Origin of the sequence: Geothrix campi (assembly GCF_024609265.1) — a bacterium.
Taxonomy (GTDB): Bacteria; Acidobacteriota; Holophagae; order Holophagales; family Holophagaceae; genus Geothrix; species Geothrix campi.
The window spans coordinates 447638-463493 of sequence record NZ_JANHMP010000002.1 but is presented as its reverse complement, the minus strand read 5'-3'; the positions used below and the strand labels follow the sequence as shown (position 1 = coordinate 463493).

Annotated in this window: 19 protein-coding genes; 9 read left to right on the top strand and 10 right to left on the bottom strand. The window is 67.4% G+C overall.

The window, feature by feature from the left end; genetic code table 11:
- The first annotated feature begins 19 nt into the window (after positions 1 to 19).
- Positions 20 to 1237 (top strand): hypothetical protein, encoded by a 1218-nt coding sequence (locus NOV65_RS11265; RefSeq protein ID WP_257306554.1) that lies wholly within the window; start codon positions 20 to 22, stop codon positions 1235 to 1237.
- 330 nt (positions 1238 to 1567) lie between these two features.
- On the opposite strand, the gene NOV65_RS11260 is transcribed toward NOV65_RS11265, so the two are convergent.
- Positions 1568 to 2083 (bottom strand): hypothetical protein, encoded by a 516-nt coding sequence (locus tag NOV65_RS11260; protein WP_257306553.1) that lies wholly within the window; start codon positions 2081 to 2083, stop codon positions 1568 to 1570.
- Between the two features lie 184 nt (positions 2084 to 2267).
- Between NOV65_RS11260 and NOV65_RS11255 the strand changes: the two genes are divergently transcribed.
- Positions 2268 to 2720: a DUF4437 domain-containing protein gene (locus tag NOV65_RS11255; RefSeq protein WP_257306552.1), complete on the top strand. Its 453-nt coding sequence runs from the start codon at positions 2268 to 2270 to the stop codon at positions 2718 to 2720.
- A gap of 10 nt (positions 2721 to 2730) precedes the next feature.
- On the opposite strand, the gene NOV65_RS11250 is transcribed toward NOV65_RS11255, so the two are convergent.
- From NOV65_RS11250 to NOV65_RS11235, 4 genes are all read right to left on the bottom strand, one after another.
- Positions 2731 to 3255, bottom strand: a complete 525-nt coding sequence (locus NOV65_RS11250; RefSeq protein WP_257306551.1) for a dihydrofolate reductase family protein — start codon at positions 3253 to 3255, stop codon at positions 2731 to 2733.
- A 170-nt stretch (positions 3256 to 3425) separates the two neighbouring features.
- Positions 3426 to 4220, bottom strand: a complete 795-nt coding sequence (locus NOV65_RS11245; protein WP_257306550.1) for a DUF2846 domain-containing protein — start codon at positions 4218 to 4220, stop codon at positions 3426 to 3428.
- A gap of 375 nt (positions 4221 to 4595) precedes the next feature.
- Positions 4596 to 5729: a lipid-A-disaccharide synthase gene (gene lpxB / locus NOV65_RS11240; protein ID WP_257306549.1), complete on the bottom strand. Its 1134-nt coding sequence runs from the start codon at positions 5727 to 5729 to the stop codon at positions 4596 to 4598.
- Positions 5726 to 6418 carry a hypothetical protein gene (locus NOV65_RS11235; RefSeq protein WP_257306548.1) on the bottom strand — a complete coding sequence of 231 codons (693 nt, stop codon included), beginning with the start codon at positions 6416 to 6418 and terminating at the stop codon, positions 5726 to 5728. Before NOV65_RS11235 ends, lpxB begins: the two co-directional genes overlap by 4 nt.
- A 28-nt stretch (positions 6419 to 6446) precedes the next feature.
- On the opposite strand from NOV65_RS11235, the gene NOV65_RS11230 reads away from it, so the two are divergent.
- The 5 genes from NOV65_RS11230 (at position 6447) to NOV65_RS11210 (ending at position 9213) form a co-directional block, all read left to right on the top strand.
- Positions 6447 to 6809, top strand: coding sequence for a DUF2203 domain-containing protein (locus tag NOV65_RS11230; protein ID WP_257306547.1), 363 nt, complete (start codon positions 6447 to 6449; stop codon positions 6807 to 6809).
- A 3-nt stretch (positions 6810 to 6812) separates the two neighbouring features.
- Positions 6813 to 7220 (top strand): MGMT family protein, encoded by a 408-nt coding sequence (locus tag NOV65_RS11225; RefSeq protein WP_257306546.1) that lies wholly within the window; start codon positions 6813 to 6815, stop codon positions 7218 to 7220.
- A gap of 75 nt (positions 7221 to 7295) precedes the next feature.
- Positions 7296 to 7532, top strand: a complete 237-nt coding sequence (gene purS, locus NOV65_RS11220; RefSeq protein WP_257306545.1) for a phosphoribosylformylglycinamidine synthase subunit PurS — start codon at positions 7296 to 7298, stop codon at positions 7530 to 7532.
- The gene (gene purQ, locus NOV65_RS11215; protein ID WP_257306544.1) at positions 7532 to 8230 is read left to right on the top strand and encodes a phosphoribosylformylglycinamidine synthase subunit PurQ; all 699 of its coding nucleotides are present in this window, start codon (positions 7532 to 7534) and stop codon (positions 8228 to 8230) included. The genes purS and purQ overlap by 1 nt, the downstream gene beginning before the upstream one ends.
- A gap of 125 nt (positions 8231 to 8355) precedes the next feature.
- A complete protein-coding gene (locus NOV65_RS11210; RefSeq protein ID WP_257306543.1) occupies positions 8356 to 9213 on the top strand; it encodes a helix-turn-helix domain-containing protein in 858 nt (285 codons plus the stop codon).
- 62 nt (positions 9214 to 9275) lie between these two features.
- Here NOV65_RS11210 and NOV65_RS11205 read toward each other — a convergent pair whose 3' ends face one another.
- The 3 genes from NOV65_RS11205 to NOV65_RS11195 all read right to left on the bottom strand — a co-directional run bounded on the left by NOV65_RS11205 (position 9276) and on the right by NOV65_RS11195 (position 12092).
- On the bottom strand, positions 9276 to 9632 hold the full coding sequence (locus tag NOV65_RS11205; protein WP_257306542.1) for a hypothetical protein: 357 nt from the start codon (positions 9630 to 9632) through the stop codon (positions 9276 to 9278).
- A 142-nt stretch (positions 9633 to 9774) separates the two neighbouring features.
- Positions 9775 to 10431 (bottom strand): Ada metal-binding domain-containing protein, encoded by a 657-nt coding sequence (locus NOV65_RS11200; protein ID WP_257306541.1) that lies wholly within the window; start codon positions 10429 to 10431, stop codon positions 9775 to 9777.
- Positions 10432 to 10481: 50 nt separating this feature from the next.
- Complete coding sequence (locus NOV65_RS11195; RefSeq protein WP_306672090.1) at positions 10482 to 12092, bottom strand: amidase; 1611 nt, start codon at positions 12090 to 12092, stop codon at positions 10482 to 10484.
- A 126-nt stretch (positions 12093 to 12218) separates the two neighbouring features.
- Here NOV65_RS11195 and NOV65_RS11190 point away from each other — a divergent pair, with 126 nt between their 5' ends.
- Both NOV65_RS11190 and NOV65_RS11185 read left to right on the top strand, forming a co-directional pair.
- Entirely contained in the window at positions 12219 to 12413 is a 195-nt protein-coding gene (locus tag NOV65_RS11190) for a hypothetical protein (RefSeq protein ID WP_257306540.1), read from the top strand.
- A 95-nt stretch (positions 12414 to 12508) separates the two neighbouring features.
- The gene (locus NOV65_RS11185) at positions 12509 to 12697 is read left to right on the top strand and encodes a hypothetical protein (RefSeq protein WP_257306539.1); all 189 of its coding nucleotides are present in this window, start codon (positions 12509 to 12511) and stop codon (positions 12695 to 12697) included.
- A gap of 116 nt (positions 12698 to 12813) precedes the next feature.
- Here NOV65_RS11185 and NOV65_RS11180 read toward each other — a convergent pair whose 3' ends face one another.
- The gene (locus NOV65_RS11180; RefSeq protein ID WP_257306670.1) at positions 12814 to 13362 is read right to left on the bottom strand and encodes a hypothetical protein; all 549 of its coding nucleotides are present in this window, start codon (positions 13360 to 13362) and stop codon (positions 12814 to 12816) included.
- A gap of 46 nt (positions 13363 to 13408) precedes the next feature.
- On the bottom strand, positions 13409 to 15721 hold the full coding sequence (purL, locus tag NOV65_RS11175; protein ID WP_257306538.1) for a phosphoribosylformylglycinamidine synthase subunit PurL: 2313 nt from the start codon (positions 15719 to 15721) through the stop codon (positions 13409 to 13411).
- Between the last annotated feature and the right edge of the window lie 135 nt (positions 15722 to 15856).

Sequence of the window (15856 nt, the reverse complement as noted above, 5' to 3'; positions counted from 1 at the left end):
CCGGCGGTACACTCGCAGCATGCTTCCGCTTCTGCCCCTGGTGGCCCTTTACGCTCAGGCCCCGGCCTCGTCCCCCGTCGTGGTCGTCATCGCCGAGCCGAACGAGGTGCGTCCCGGCGAATCGGTGCTGCTGACGTGGGTCTGCCCCAGGTCCCCCCAGGTGCGGCTGGAGCCCGGCGGCATGATCCTGCCGGGCCGTTCCCAGGTGACGCTGCGACCCGCCTACACGACGACCTACCGCCTCTTCGATGCGGGCCCCGGCACCGAACCTGGCGGCGCTGAACTCGGCCACGCGGAAGTGCGCGTCACCCCCGGCCTGCCCCTGGGCGAGGCCGCCCGCATCTGCGCCTTCGACGCCAGCGCCAAGGCCGTGCTGCCGGGCGATCCCGTGGTGTTGAAGTGGGAATGCGCGGGCAGCGCCAAGGTACGTCTGGAGCCTGGCGGGCTCGAGCTCGACGGCAAGAGTGAAGTCACCGTCACGCCTCTGGAGAGCACCCGCTACACCATCACCGCCAACAACGCCGCCGGCGGTCAGAGCCGCACCGTGGAGGTGGCGGTGCTGGGTCACCAGGCCCTGGCCCTCGCCAAGGCCGCTAAGAGTTCCACAGCCAGCGTCTGCAGCTTCGAGGCGAGCCGCCTGGTGGTGAAGCCCGGCGAGCAGGTGGACCTGAAGTGGATCTGCCAGGGCGATGCCAAGGTGCGCCTGGAGCCCGGCGGCCTCGAGCTGGACGGCCAGTCCAGCATCGCCGTGGTCCCGGACAAGACCACGGTCTACACCCTCAGCGTGAGCAACATCCTGGGCGGCTCCTCGCGCAGCCTCGAAATCCAGGTGGAGGCGCCCCGCCGGGTGCTCACGGAAAAAGATCTGGCCGATCCCGACGAGGCCGTGAAGCCCCTGGAGCACATGGATCTCCAGGAGGCCCTGCACCGGGGCGCCACCCAGCGGGCCGCCGCGCCCCAGGGCTCCTGGACGCTCCGGCTGGTGGTCTCCGGCCGCGCCGACGGCCTCAAGCAGGTGGCCCGGGCCGCTGGTCCCAAGGCGCCCGACGTGCTGGTGCTGCCCTACGTGCGCCCCGACGGCTTCCGCTGGTGGCAGGCCTGCTATGGCGCCTTCTCCACCCGCGCCGCGGCCATGAAAGCCTGGCGGAGCGCGCCGGAAGCCCTGAAGAAGGCCTTCCACGACGCCCTGCCCCTCCGCCTCCAGCGCCTGCCCGGCGACCCGCCGAAGGCGCTGTAGATCCACGAGCGCATCTGGAAAAGCGGAATCCAGTCATCGGCGAGCTTCAAGGAAAAAGATCTCCACGAAGAACACGAAAGCACCCTGCGGGTGCACGAAGGGCGCGAATGGAGCTCGACCCATCGCGGACACCCCTTTTCGGGGCGGCGGCTAGGGGCGGCCTCCAGGTGCTGCGTTGGCCGCCGCCCAGGCCCGGATGTCCTGGACCGGATGCCGGGGCCCGCATTCGTGCCTTCGGCCTTCCTCTTCGTGCCCTTCGTGGAGGCTGTTGAAAGCCGTGAAGGCTGACCCCACTGGGACCGGAGAAACCCCCGCTCGTCGGAGGATCCCTCAGCCGCAGGTCACGTCGATGGTAAAGGGCTCGCCGGTCATGTTGGCGTCCTTCGTGTCCACGATGAAGTAGATGGTGCGCGTCTCCTTCGTGGGATTCTCGTAGGTGGCCTGGGGTTCGCCGGTGGGAATCCGATTCTGGAGCAGACCGGGTTCCTCCTGCCCCCAGGCGTTCACCGCCAGCACCCGGAACCAGGCCTTGCGGCCCTCCACCACCTGGACCTTCACCTTGCCGCCTGCGGGCACCTCGATGGCATAGGCCCGTCGGCCGCTCATGTCGGGGATCTTGTCCGTCACCCGGACACTGCCTGCCGGCAGCTGCAGCGCCGGGATGGACGGCCCCTTGCGGGCCCCCTGCCGGGTCTCGCCCAGGATGCCCGCCTCCGCCCCAGGATCCCGGCGATGGGGCACCATGGGACCCCGCGGGGCCTTGGGCAGATCCTTGGCCTCCACCACCGGCAGGGGCGCCGGGGCCTGGAGGACCACCATGGGAAGCATCAGCAGACTGGGCAGCATGGGCACCTCCGCGCACATCCATCTCTTGGATGCTCCAAGCCCGGAATGGGTTTAGAGGTTTTGACAATACCCTACGCCGGGCCGGAAAGTGGCCTTTGCCCCAGGGCGAACTGCTTGTTGCGACAGGCGTGGCAGGAGCCTATTGTCTGTCTGCCCGGTGCGGGCTTTCTACAAGGAGGAGGCCATGCGGATCCCACGTTCCAGGTCCTTCGCACTTCCCTCGGTCATGATCGTCGGCCTGCTGGCCCTCGCGCCCTTCGCCCAAGGCGGCGAGGCCCCTGGCAAGGCGGTGGCCCTCGCCGCCGACAAGCTCTCCTGGGAGGAGCTTTCCGCCAAGAGGCCCGGCGTCCTGGTTTCGGAAATCCAGGGCCACCATGCCTCGGGGGCCTGGCGAGGTTTCCTCAAGTTCCCCGTGGGCAGCACGAGCGACGTCCGCACCCATTCCAGCGACCTGAGGCTCGTGGTGGTTTCGGGCACCTTCCGCTACGGGGCCGATCCGGCCCACGAGCAGCCCTTCGGGCCCGGCTCCTACATCTTCATCCCGGCGAACCACCCGCATTCCAACAGCCAGCCGGACGGGTCCACGGTCTACGTCGAGCAACCCGGCAAGTACGACAGACAGGGGGGCGGCCAGTAGGGCCGGCCCGTCAGCGGAGCACCTCGTACTCGCTCTGGACCAGCCCGCTCGGGAAGGACCGGGTGGCGATGTGGCGCAGGTGCACATCGTGAGGCAGGGTGCTGAAGAGCGGGATGCCTTCACCGATCAGCACAGGGACCCGGGTGATGATGAGGCGGTCCACCAGCCCCGCCCGCAGGAACCGCTGGATGGTGATGCCGCCATCCACGTAGAGTTTCGTGGCGCCGCGCTCCGCCAGCCGAGCTACGATCTCGGCTGGCGAGCCGGCCATCTGCTCGACATTGCTGCCGATGGAGCTCGGCAGCTGGAGCGGACGGCCGCTCAACACCACTACCCGCTTGGATCCATAGGGCCAGGGATCGAAGGTCAGCACCTTCTTGAAGGTCTTCCGACCAATCACCAGGGCATCAATGCCCGCCATGAATTCCTCGTACCCATGCGGCTCCCCGCCCCCCTCCGGCAGCCAATCCAGGTCATGATTCGGGCGCGCCATGAACCCGTCCACGCTCACACCCACAAAGACGGAAACGGTCATCAGGCCCTCCTCATCCTTGGGTGGCGCGGGGTGGGTGAAAGTGACCGAGTTCTGCTTCGGTGGACCGCCGAGCCCAGAAGCAGTTCTCCAGAGGCGATGCAGGCGGGTCCGAGTTGAGCGGAGGGTCAGGTGTGGTGGCAAGGTTAAGTGCTGCTTTTGGGCGGTGTAGACTACCAGGTTTCCCGTAGACCTCTGATTACAGGGAGGGCTTCTTCTTTTGAGTGCTGATGGAGAACAACAGAAAAATCCTTGTTAAAACCCGTTTCTATGTGGAATTCGAGGTACGAGGTTTCTCCAGGTTTGAGCTCAAGCTCGAATATTGCAGGTCTAGAGGGCAGTTTAGAAGTACTTGAGTAAAGTGGGTCTATGGTGAAGGTATACTTGCCAGCATCTAATTCAACTGGCAAATAGGTTTTCTTCCTCACTTGGCCAAGCAAAGCCCCATTTAACAGTATTCCAGGCCATGGATCGCCGATAATTTTAATATGTTTAATACAGTAGAAATATACCAAGCTGCGGTTCGCAGGTGCTTCTCTGGTTATAAAATCGACCCGGGGCTCTTTCACTGTTAAGCCCACTGACTTTGCCCAATGAATAGATGCACCGACCCAAGTTCTATGAATATCAGCCTCTCCCACTCGCCAAAGGATTGCTCGATCCGACTCGTCGAATGCGATAAACAGTGCTTCACGCTCTGTGATGGGAACGGTAAATCCACCTGCATAAGCCACCGCCACAAACAAATGGGATCGAACAAAGGTTGCACCATAGACAGCTATGCGCTGCGTCGGTAGCCATATGGTTGGAGCACCTAATTTATCAAATATTTCAGACCTCAATGTTTTATGTTTTTGGATAAAGGATACGTCCAAGGTAGTGCTGCGTTGCCCTTGGATCACATTTTCATGGGTAGGAACTGGAAGAACCAAACAACCAAAACTGCAGAGTAAGAGGAGGGTAACCAATCGGCATCGCATACTGGTAACTCCTTAAAACCATCCAGTTGATTCGCTCTGTCCAATGAAGGCACCTATCTTTGAATTTGAATTTGCCGACCAGACCCGTACTGAGCCCGTCGTCTGAAATGGATGGTGGAACGATACTCGCATTGCAGATCAACGGGTCATTTCCCCACCGAACGGAGTCGAAATCTGGCGCGAATGGGAGGGGCCGGCCTGAAACGAGAGACCGAAACAGCTGAACGGCGGCGGGTCCGTCCCGCTCCCTTACGCAAAGGGTTCTACCTCATAGATAACCACCCACAAAGAACACATAGCTCACAAAGAAAAGCGTCCTTTTGTGCCCTTTGCGTTCTTTGTGACCGGTTCTTTCTTTTGCGGTCACTCCCCCAGCTTGCGGAGCAGATCCTCGGCCACGCGCCCCGCAGCGCCGGGTTCCCCCAAGTGCCCGCGCACTTCTCCCAGCTCGGCGCGGATGCGCCGAGCTACCTCGGGGTCCAGCAGGCGTGCCAGCTCCACGCCCAGCCGCTCGGGGTTGACCTCGCCCTGCAGCAGCTCGGGGGCCACTTCGCGGCGGGCGACGACGTTGGCGAGGCCGAAGTGCGGGACCTTCACGATGCGCTTGGCCATCTCGTAGGTGAGGGCGTTCAGCTTGTAGACGATGGCGAAGGGGGTGCCCAGCAGGGCGGTCTCCAGGGTGGCGGTGCCGGAGGCCACCAGGGCCGCGTCCGCGTGGGCACGGGCCGCGTAGGGGTGATCCCGCACCAGCGTCACGGGAGCATCCCCGAGGTGGGCGGCCACGAAGGCCGAATCCAGCGTGGGCGCCACGGGCAGCACCCACTGGACCTCGGGGCGGGCCGTGCGCCAGCGCCGGGCCAGCTCCGCCATGGGCGGCAGCAGGCGCTCGATCTCGCCCTTGCGGCTGCCGGGCAGCAGGGCCACCAGGGGCCGCGCGGGGTCGAGGCCCGTCTCGGCGAAGAAGGCGGCGCGGTCGCACTCGGCCTGCACCACCTCCACCAGGGGATGGCCCACGAAGCGGGCATCCACGGGGTAGCCGCGGAACAGCTCCGGCTCGAAATCGAAGAGGCAGTAAAGCGTGTTGAGCACCGTGCCCAGCTCGGGGATGCGCCCCTTCTTCCAGGCCCACACCTGGGGGCACACGTACTGGTGCAGTGTCACGGCGGGCAGCTGCTTCCGCAGCGCCCTGGCCATGCGCAGGTTGAAGCCCGGGTAGTCGATGAACAGGGCGCCGGCGATGTGCTCTTCCTGGGCGGCGGCCAGGATCTGCTTGAAGAGGCGGTTGAGGCGCGGCAGGTGCTTGATGACCTCCACGAAGCCCACCACGGCCAGGTCCTTCACGTCCGCCAGCTTGCGGTCGAGGAAGGGCGTCATGCGCGGGCCGCCCACGCCGATGATCCGCAGCTCGGGACGCCGGGCCTTCAGCTCGCGCAGCAGTTCCGCGCCATGCAGGTCGCCGGAATCCTCGCCCGCGAGGACGAGCAGGGTCTGCGTCATGAACGACCCCGCGGTTCGCCACCGATCAGGTGCCGGCCGAACACTACGCTGTCATCCGGGACCACGGGCCGTCCCAGGGCCGTGGCGGGCATCTCGGCGGGGAAGAGCACCGGCGGATGGGCGGCCTCCAACGCCGCGGCCTGGGCGCGAAAGGTGGCGGGCTCCGTCGCGGGCAGCGCCATGTCCCAGCGGTAGCCCAGTTTCTGGAGGGGGCGCAGGTCCGAGCCGGGCTCGCAGATGCCGCACCAGAGGCGGTCCGCCAGCAGCTCGGCGTCAGCGGTGCCCGGATGCCAGCAGTAGCCCACGGCCTCGGCCCGGGCCTGCCGCAGCAGCTCCACCACCTCGGCCTCGGCGCCGCCCTCGACCCGCAGGGCGAGCTTCACGCCCCGGCCGCTGGTGGCCTCCAGCAGCGCTTCCAGCGTGCCCAGCAGGCGGAAGCCCGCCTCGCGATTCTGCGGCCGGGCCGCGGGCAGGATGAGGAAATCCGGGCCCAGGGCCGCCTGGAGGGCCGCCAGGGCCTCTTCCAGCGGGGCCTGGCCCGGCACGTGGATGGCATGGACCGCCAGCCCGCGCCGAATGGCCTGGGGCCAGTCGGGATGCACTCGGCCATCCCACGACAAGGTCAGGGGGGCGAAGGGGAACCAGGACCCGGGATCAAAACTGGAGGGAATCTGGGGCACGAACCGCATCGGCTTATCATGGAGCAATGGAGGCGCCATGGGCCGCATTTTCACCCTGGACGAAGCGCGGGCCCTGCTGCCGCAAGTGAAGGCGGTCACGGAACCTGTCTACACACTGGCCGCCAGTCTGGCCGAGGAACTCACCCAGGCCGAGGAGGCGAAGGACGAAGCCCGCGCCGAGCAGCTCCGCGACCGCCTGCAGACCCTGGTCCAGACCTGGCAGCAGAGCATGCAGGACCTGGAAGCCGATGTGAAGGGCCTCTGGCTCGTGGATTTCGATTCCGGCGACGGCTACTGGTGCTGGGCCTACCCCGAGGAATCCCTCGACCACTGGCACAGCTACGAAGGCGGCTTCCGCTCCCGCATGCCCGCGGACCAGCGGCCGGGCGTGCAGGCCTAGGGGATGCCGAAGCCCCGACCCGCGAAGCGCATCGAACCCGCGGCGCCGCCCGGGGATTTCCGCGCGGCCGTGCTGGCCGTGGTGGCGCGCATCCCCGAGGGCAGCCTGGCCTCGTACGGCCAGGTGGCTCTGCTGGCGGGCTTCCCCCAGCGCCCGCGCCAGGTGGGCATGGTGCTGTCGGGCCTGCCCGAGGGTACCGACCTGCCCTGGCACCGCGTGGTGAACACCCAGGGCTACGTGCCCAGCCGCGGCCGCTGGTGGGGCGCCTTCGAGCAGATCGCGCGCCTGCGCGACGAAGGCATCGCCGTGGACGACCAGGGCAACCTGGACCTGGAGGCCCACCGGTGGGATGGCGCCGACCGGGCGCCGAAGACCGCCGCCAAACGCCTCGGTACGAAGAAAAAAGCCTGATTCCAACCCCCTCCGGGCCGCCCTTCCCCGCCGGGCCCGGGGCCGCTCAGGTACACTGGGGGGGCGGAGGGCTCCATGAAGGTGCGCGTGTCGGTGCAGTTGAAGCCGGGGATCCTGGATCCCCAGGGCAAAGCGGTGGAGCAGGGCCTGCACGGTTTCGGCTTCGAAGTGGAACACGTCCGCATCGGCCGCCTCATCGAGCTGGAGGTCCCGGGCACGGATCCGGCCGAGGTGAAGGCCAAGGCCCAGGCCATGTGCGACAAGCTGCTGGTCAATCCTGTGATGGAGAAGGCCTCCATCGAGGTGTTGTGATGCGCGTGGCCGTCCCGGTCTTCCCGGGCTCCAACTGCGATCACGACGCGCTCCACGCCTGCGGCACGGTGATGGGCTGGGAGACGCTCCCCGTCTGGCACCAGGAGACGCGCCTGCCCGAGAACACCGACCTGGTCTTCATCCCCGGCGGCTTCAGCTACGGCGACTACCTGCGCTGCGGCGCAATCGCGGCCCTGGCGCCCATCATGGCCGACGTGAAGCGCCACGCGGACCAGGGCGGCCTGGTGCTGGGCGTGTGCAACGGCTTCCAGATCCTCTGCGAGGCCCAGCTGCTGCCCGGCGCCCTGCTGCGCAACGAATCCCTGCGCTTCATCCACGCGGACGTGCACCTGCGCGTCGAGCGCACCGACCTGCCCTTCACTCGCGCCATGAAGGCCGGCGAAGTGTTCCGGGTGCCCATGGCCCACGCCGAGGGCAACTTCACGCTGGACCCCGCGGACCTGACGGACCTGGAGGCCCGGGGCGGCGTGGCCTTCCGCTACTGCTCGTCCCGGGGTGAGATCGGTGCGGACCACGTGCCCAACGGCGCCATGAACGGCATCGCCGGCATCGTGAACATCCGGGGCAACGTGCTGGGCATGATGCCCCACCCCGAGCGGGCCGTGGACCCGAAGCTGGGCCCCACGGGCGGTCTGGGCGTGTTCCGGAGCCTGGAAGCGGCATTCGCCAGGGTTTGAAACGGGCCTTCCGGGTGTCCTGGAAAAAAATCAGCCTGGGCTTGTGAAAATTTCACGCCTTGTGAAAAGTTTTCCTGTCATCCTTCCGGATAGCCCCGATGGGCATGCCTGTTTATTCCTGAGCCATGAGCGAACCTGAAGCCAAAAACCTCCAAACCTATACCAGCGGCCCCCTGCGGTTGGCCGTCCTCAAACGGGACCCCGTCCCCGCGAAGCTGCTGCCGGCGCGGGATGCGTGGACGTTGCTCCAGCCCACGCACGCGGTGCGCGTGTGCACCAACGAGGACCGCGAAGAGGGCGTCATCCGCTCTGGCGACCTGGCCCTGCTGCTGCCGGGCTTCGGCCACACCCTGAAGCGCCACCACGCGAACGCGCCCTTCGGCTTCACGGCGCTGTTCATGGAGGGCCCCTTCCCCGAGCCGCTGCTCTCCGCGCTCCAGAATCCACCGCGGAAGTGGCAGGAATCCAGCTTCGCCGTGCTGCGCAGCCTCAGCCTCAAGCAGCTGTTCAGCATCTTTTCCCAGGAGCTGGCGAATCCGGATGGTGTGCAGCTCATGACCCGCGAGCTCTTCCTCATCCTGCTGGGTGCCGAACTGGCCCGCCTGACGGAGAAGGAGGACCGGGGCCGCTTCCCCTACCGCCTGAACCGCTCGACTCTGCAGCTGGTGCTGGATCACATGGAAGTCCAGATCGGCGCCAAGAACAGCGTGCCGGAGCTGGCCACCATGGCCCGCTGCACGCCGGACCACTTCATCCGCCTGTTCCGCGAAGCCACCAGCACCACGCCGCACCAGTACCTCATCGAACGCCGCCTCCAGCGCGCCGTCACCCTGCTGGCCAACGGCGAACGCCCCAGCGATGTGGCAAAGATCCTCGGCTTCTACGACGCCAGCGCCTTCACCCGCGCCTTCAAGCGCCGCTTCGGGGTTCCCCCCAGCGAATACGCCCAGGAAGCCTACGATCGGCAGTTCCCCAAGAAGTAGGGGGCAGCTCCTAATCAGAAAAGGGCGCCGGTTGGCGCCCTTTTCTGAGCCTGGCCAGAAGCCTACTTGGCGACCTTTTCGGTTACGGTCTTGGCTTTCTGGGCGCCTTTGGTGGTGCCCTTCCTGGACTTGGCCTTGGCCTTGTCGGTGCCGGTCTTGGCGGCGCCCTCGCCCTTGGCGGTGGCGGCCTTCACCTGATCCCCGGCCACGGGAACCGCGCCGGCCTTGGCATCCGCCTTGGCCTTGGCGTCCGCAGCCTTCTTGTCAGCCTTGGCCTTGGCTTCATCAGCCTTGGTGTCCACCTTGGTCTGGCCCTTGTCCACCGCCGCATTCGCGGCGCCCTTCAGATCATCCTTGCTGGGAACCTGCGCCACGAGCGCCAGCGAAGCACCCAGCATCAAAGACAGCAGCACCTTCATTGGAACCTCCTAGACATATGGGGCGGGGTGGAATCGTTTCACAGGATCTCGTTCAGCCATTCAACGGTCCGTGGCATGACCTCCTCGCCGGATCCTCGCTTCGAGGCCTGTCCCGCAGGCCTCTTCGCGATCCGGCGGTCGGTCAGGGCTTGCACACCTTGCAGGCCTTGTAGCCGGCCTTCTCGGCTTCCGCTGCGGAGGCGAAGGAGGTCTTGTTTGCTTCCTTCATCTTCGAGGCCAGCTTGCAGTCGGCGCGGTGGTAGATCTTGGAATCCTTGTTGGCGATGATGGCGGTCGAGGTCGCCGCGGTCTTGGGGGTCGCGGACTTTGCAGCGGCGGCCGCAGCGGCGGGGGCCGCAGCGGCGGGGGCGGCCATGGGAGCGGGCATGGGAGCGGGCTTCGCGGCAGGGGCCGGCACGGGTGCGGGAGCCGGCTTCGCAGCCGCCGCCGGTGCAGGCATGGGCTTCGCGGCAGGCGCGGGAGCGGGCTTCGCGACAGCGGCCTTGGCCTCCGTGGCCTTCTTCTCGGCTTCCGCCTTCTTGGCGTCCTTCTCAGCCTTCTTCTCCGCTTTCTTCTCGGCCTTCAGTTCGGCGGCGGTCTTGGGAGCGGCGGGCTTCGCGGCGGTGGCCTTGGTCTCCGCGACCTTCTTCTCCGCTTCCGCCTTCTTGGCTTTCTTCTCTGCTTTCTTCTCGGCCTTCAGTTCAGCGGCGGTCTTGGGTTCGGCCGGCTTGGTCTTGGGTTCCTGTGCCACCGCCACCAGGGAGGCAGCCAACAGGAGGGCGAACAGGGCGCGGTTCATGAGTTCTCCTTGAAAGGGAACACAAGCGTGGTCCCCAGGCCTCGGCGCTGTCAACGGGATACGCTGCAGGAAGCGGCGAAGCGGGGCGGGCGGCGGGCCTTGGAGGCCTGCTCGTAGGCGTAGGCCAGCTTCAGGAGGGTTCCCTCCTGCCAGGGGGCGCCCATGAAGGACAGGCCCACGGGCAGGCCGGAGGCGAACCCCGCCGGCACGGTGATGTGCGGGCAGCCCGCCACGGCCGCAGGGCTGGAGAAGCTGAGGCTGGAACTGTCCCCGTTGAGGTGGTCGATGAGCCAGGCCGGGCCGCCCGTGGGCGCCACGATGGCCTGGGCCGCGTGCTTCTCCAGCAGGCCCAGGATGTCCTTCCGGGCCTGGGCGCAGGTTTCGAGGGCCTTGAGGTAGGCGGCCTCCGTGAGCGGTCCCTTGGCCTGCGCCTGCGCGACGATCTCCTGCCCGAAGAAGGGCATCTCCCGGGCCTTCTCGCGCTCGTCGAAGGCCATGAGGCCCACCAGATCCTTCACGGCACCACCCCGCCCGCCGAGGTAGGCATTGAGGCCCGCCTTGAACTCGTAGAGCAGCACCTCGAATTCAGCGTCGTCATAGGCCGCGGACTTCAGCTCCACCTCCACCAGCACCGCACCGCGGGCCTTGAGCAGAGCCAGGGCGGGTTGGATGACGGCGTCCACATGTGCGTGGACGCCCAGGAGGTTCTTCACCACCAGCAGCCGCGCTCCCCGGAGGCCTTCTGCGGCGAGGAACTGGGTGTAGTCCTTTTCGCGCCGGGCCGCGAGATCCCCGGTCGCCGCATCCTTCGGATCACCGGCCGCGAGGGCATTCAACAGGATCGCCGCGTCGCGCACGGTCCGCGCCATGGGCCCGGCGGTGTCCTGGGTGCTGGAGATGGGGATGATGCCGCTGCGGCTCACCAGGCCCACCGTGGGTTTCAGCCCCACGAGGCCGTTCGCGTTGCTGGGGCTCACGACGGAGCCGTCGGTCTCGGTGCCCACGGCTACGGCGCAGAGGCTCGCCGCCGCCGCCACGCCCGAGCCTGAGCTGGAGCCGCTGGGACTGCGGTCCAGGGCATAGGGGTTGCGGACCTGCCCGCCGCGTCCGCTCCAGCCGCTGCTGCTGCGGGTCGAGCGGAAGTTGGCCCACTCGCTGAGGTTGGTCTTGCCCAGGAGCACGGCGCCGGCCTCCCGCAGCCGCTTCACCACGAAGGCGTCCTCCTTCGGCGCCGGGGCATCGGCCAGGGCCAGGGAGCCCGCCGTGGTCTTCATGCGATCCGCGGTATCGATGTTGTCCTTGATGAGCACGGGGATGCCGTGGAGGGGCCCGCGCACCTGCCCGGCCTGCCGCTCGGCATCCAGCGCCTTCGCGATGGCCAGGGCGTCTGGATTCAGCTCGATGACCGAGTGCAGTCGGGGCCCCGCCTGGTCCAGGGCCCGGATGCGCGCCTGGTACCGCCTCACCAGGTCCGCCGAGGTCCACCGTCCCGCGGCCATACCCGCCTGGAGGCCATCCACCGTGGCCTCCTCCAGCACCAGCCCTTTGGCCGTGGTCGTCGCCTTCACCTCGCCCCCCACGAGCGCCGCCGCGCCCGTGGCCAGGCCCGCGCCCAGGAAGGCGCGACGGTCGAAAGTCATGGGTTCGTCTCGGTGCGACATGGTGATTCCTTGGAGGTGTGTGGAAGGATCTTACCCCCTGTCAGCCACCGACCCCGGAGGCACACTCGCCGATCTGCGCCAGCGCCGGGTGCGGGGCGATCCCATCCTGGCCCGTGGGAGGCTTCCATGGCCGCGTTCTTGCTCTGGCTCATCCTGCTGGTGGTCTGCTGGCCCCTGGCGCTCCTGGCCCTGCTCCTCTACCCGCTGGTCTGGTTGCTGCTGCTGCCCTTCCGACTCCTCGGCTTCGCGGTGGAGGGCGCTTTCGGGATCGTGAAGGGGCTGTTCCTGTTGCCCGCCCGGCTCCTGGGTGGGAGAGGTTAAGCGCCGCTGGAGACTGGCGGAAAGGCCTCCGGGACCTGATATTGGCTGCGAACGCGGCCTCCCTGGAGTGGTGACCGCGCCGGTGGGAGGGACCGATGGAACTCTACCTGGACGCCAAAGAAACCGATCTCCTCATGCGGCTCGTGAATCGCAGCCTCGAAGATATCCAGCGGGAGATCAACCACACGGACCACGCTGCCTTCAAGGCCCGCCTGAAAGTGGATCAGAACCTGATGCTGGGCCTCCTCGCCAAGCTGAAGGCTCCGGCCGCCATGGGGATCTAGCTCCGGCAGGCCTTTGCGGGGCAGCAGCCTTCAGGCCAAGCCGACCGCTTCGGCTTCCTGAACGTGGAAGGTGAGGGAGGGTTCCTGGATCAGCGGCGCTGGTGGCCAGGGAAAGCTCACTTGGGGACGTTTTCCGGCTCTGGCTTCGGGGCCGGTTCGGGCTTGGATGCAGGCTCGGCCTTGGCTTTCGGCGCAGGCTCGGTCTTGGCTTTCGGCGTCGGCTCGGCCTTGGGGGCAGGCACGGCCTTGGTTGCGGGCGCGGTTTCCGGCTTGGCGGCCGGCTTGGCCGGCTTGGCCTTGGCCCCCTTGAGGTTGGCCACCCGTTGCTGGGCCTCGCGGGCCTTCACGCGGGCCTCGCTGGCCTTGTCGGAAGCGGCCTTCGCCTCGGCCTCGGCGGCTTTGGCGCGAGCTTCCGAGGCCCGGATCTGAAGGTCCGCCGCCCGGGTTTCCGCCTCTTTGGCTTTGGCCGCGGCGGTCTTCGCCTGTGTTTCCGCCTTGACCGCGCCCGCCTTCAGCCGGTCCGCGGAGATTCGGGCACGCTTCGCTTCCGATTCCAGGCGGGAGGCCTCGGCCCCAGCGGCCGAGGGCCGGGCTTTCCCGGTTTTCTGGGTGACGCCGGTGGCGACGAGTGATGAGGCCAGGAGCAGCAGGACCGGCAGACGCATGGAAACCTCGGGGTATGCCTCAGGGTTCCCCGGCCGCTCCCGTCTGTCAACCCAGCGCGCGTTCCAGGGCCCCGGCGTGCAGGTCCTTCAAGTCGGCGGCGTCCGCATCCAGCAGGGGCTGGCCATCCACGGCGAGGGTGATCCGGGAACCGCCCGTGGCGCCGATCTTGGCGCAGGGCACGCGATGGGTGGCGCAGAGGGTGGCCAGGCTGCCTTCGGCCTCGGGGCTCACGCTCACCACGATGCGACCCGCCGTTTCGCCGAAGAGCAGACTGTCCAGGCGCAGGGCGCCCCTGGTCAGCAGGAGCTGGCAGCCCATGCCCTCGCCATCATTCGCGCCAAAGGCACTCTCCAGCGCGGCGACCACCAGGCCGCCCTCGCTGGCGTCGTGGGCGCTGCGGATGAGCCCGAGGCGGATGCCTTCGCGCACACAGGCCTGGAGCCGGAGCTCCTCGTCCAGGCGCAGCTCGGGGCAGGCCCCCTGCACCTTGCCGGTTCGGAGCTTGAGATACTCGCTGCCGCCCAGCTCGTCGCGCGTCTCGCCCAGCAGGAAGATGCCGTCGTGGGCGGCGCGGAAGGCCGAGCCGCAGATGCGATTGCCGACCTTCGACAGCGCCGTGGCGTCCGGCGCGTCCACGGCCACCTGGCCCGCGCAATCCTCCACCAGGCCCACCGCCGCGATCATGGGCGTGGGGAAGATACTCTGGCCTTCGGTGTCGTTGTAGAGGCTCACGTTGCCGCTGACGATGGGCACATCAAGAGCCAGGCAGGCCTGGCGGATGCCCAGGCAGCCCTGCTCGAAGGTCCACATGTTCTCGGGCTTCTCGGGGTTGCCGTAGTTCAGGCAGTCCGTGAGGCCGATGGGTTCGGCGCCCACGCAGGCGAGATTGCGGCAGGCCTCGGCCACGGCGTGGGCCGCGCCCCAGAAGGGGTCCAGGTAGCAGAAGCGGCTGTTGCAGTCGCTGCTCATGGCCACGGCCTTGCCCGTGTCCTGGCCCGCCTCGTCCTTCACGCGGATGATCCCCGCATCGCCACGGCCCATGCCCAGCAGCGTGTTGCTGCGGACGGTGCCGTCGTACTGCTCGAAGATCCACCGCTTGCTGGCCACCGTGGGCTGCTGGATGAGCTGGCGCAGGGTGCGCTCCACCTCGGTGGGTTTCAGGTCTGTCGGCAGTGGCGCGGCGGCCACGGCATCCAGGTAACCGGGTCGCTGGCGGGGCCGGTCGTACTTCGGCGCGGCGTCCACCAGGGGCTGGATGGGCAGGTTGATGACGGGCTCCCCGTGCCAGCTGCCGATGAAGCGGCCGCTGTCGGTGACCTCGCCCACCACGCAGGCGTCGAGGCCCCACTTGTGGAGCACGGCGATGATCTTGTCCTCGCAGCCGGGGCGGGCCACCAGCAGCATGCGCTCCTGGCTTTCGCTGAGCATGAGCTCGAAGGGCGTCATGCCCTCCTCGCGCATGGGCACCTGGTCCAGGCGGATCTCCAGGCCCGTGCCCGCGCGGCTGGCCATTTCGAAGCTGCTGGAGGTGAGGCCCGCGGCGCCCATGTCCTGGATGCCGATGACCCAATCGGTCTGGAAAATCTCGAGGCAGGCCTCGAGCAGCAGCTTCTCCGTGAAGGGATCGCCCACCTGCACCGTGGGCCGCTTCTCCTCGCTGCCTTCGCCGAATTCCGCCGAGGCCATGCTGGCGCCGTGGATTCCGTCACGGCCGGTCTTGGAGCCGATGTACATCATCTTGTTGCCGATGCCGGAGGCGAAGCCCTTGAAGATCTTGTCGCTGCGCAGCACGCCCAGGGTAAAGGCGTTCACGAGGATGTTGCCGTTGTAGCTGGCGTCGAAGGCGCAGTCGCCGCCCAGCATGGGGATGCCCATGCAGTTGCCGTAGCCCGCGATGCCCGCGGCCACGCCCTTCACCAGGCCCTTCATGCGCGGGGCGTCGAGCTCGCCGAAGCGCAGGCTGTTCAGGTTGGCCAGGGGCCGGGCGCCCATGGTGAACACATCGCGCAGGATGCCGCCCACGCCGGTGGCCGCGCCCTGGTAGGGCTCGATGAAGCTGGGGTGGTTGTGGCTCTCCATCTTGAAGGCCACGGCCCAGCCGTCGCCGAGGTCCACCACGCCCGCGTTCTCGCCGGGGCCCTGGATCACGCGGGGGCCTTCCGTGGGCAGGTTCTTCAGGTGGATACGGCTGGACTTGTAGGAGCAGTGCTCGCTCCACATGGCGCTGAACACGCCCAGCTCGGGGTAGGTGGGCAGGCGGCCATCGAGGAGGCGCAGGAGGACCTGCCACTCATCCTTGGACAGGCCCAGCTCCAGAGCCAGGGATTCGGTGACGGCCGGTTCGTGGGCAACGGACATGGAGGCTCCGGAAGCCTTGATTCTAGCGGTTCCGGGCCATCTAGACGAGGCTTGACATCCGCCCGCCCCCCTTCGGCAGAATGTCCGCTTCCCTCGGGAATCCCTTTCCGTACACTGGAAAGTCACGCCTCCGGA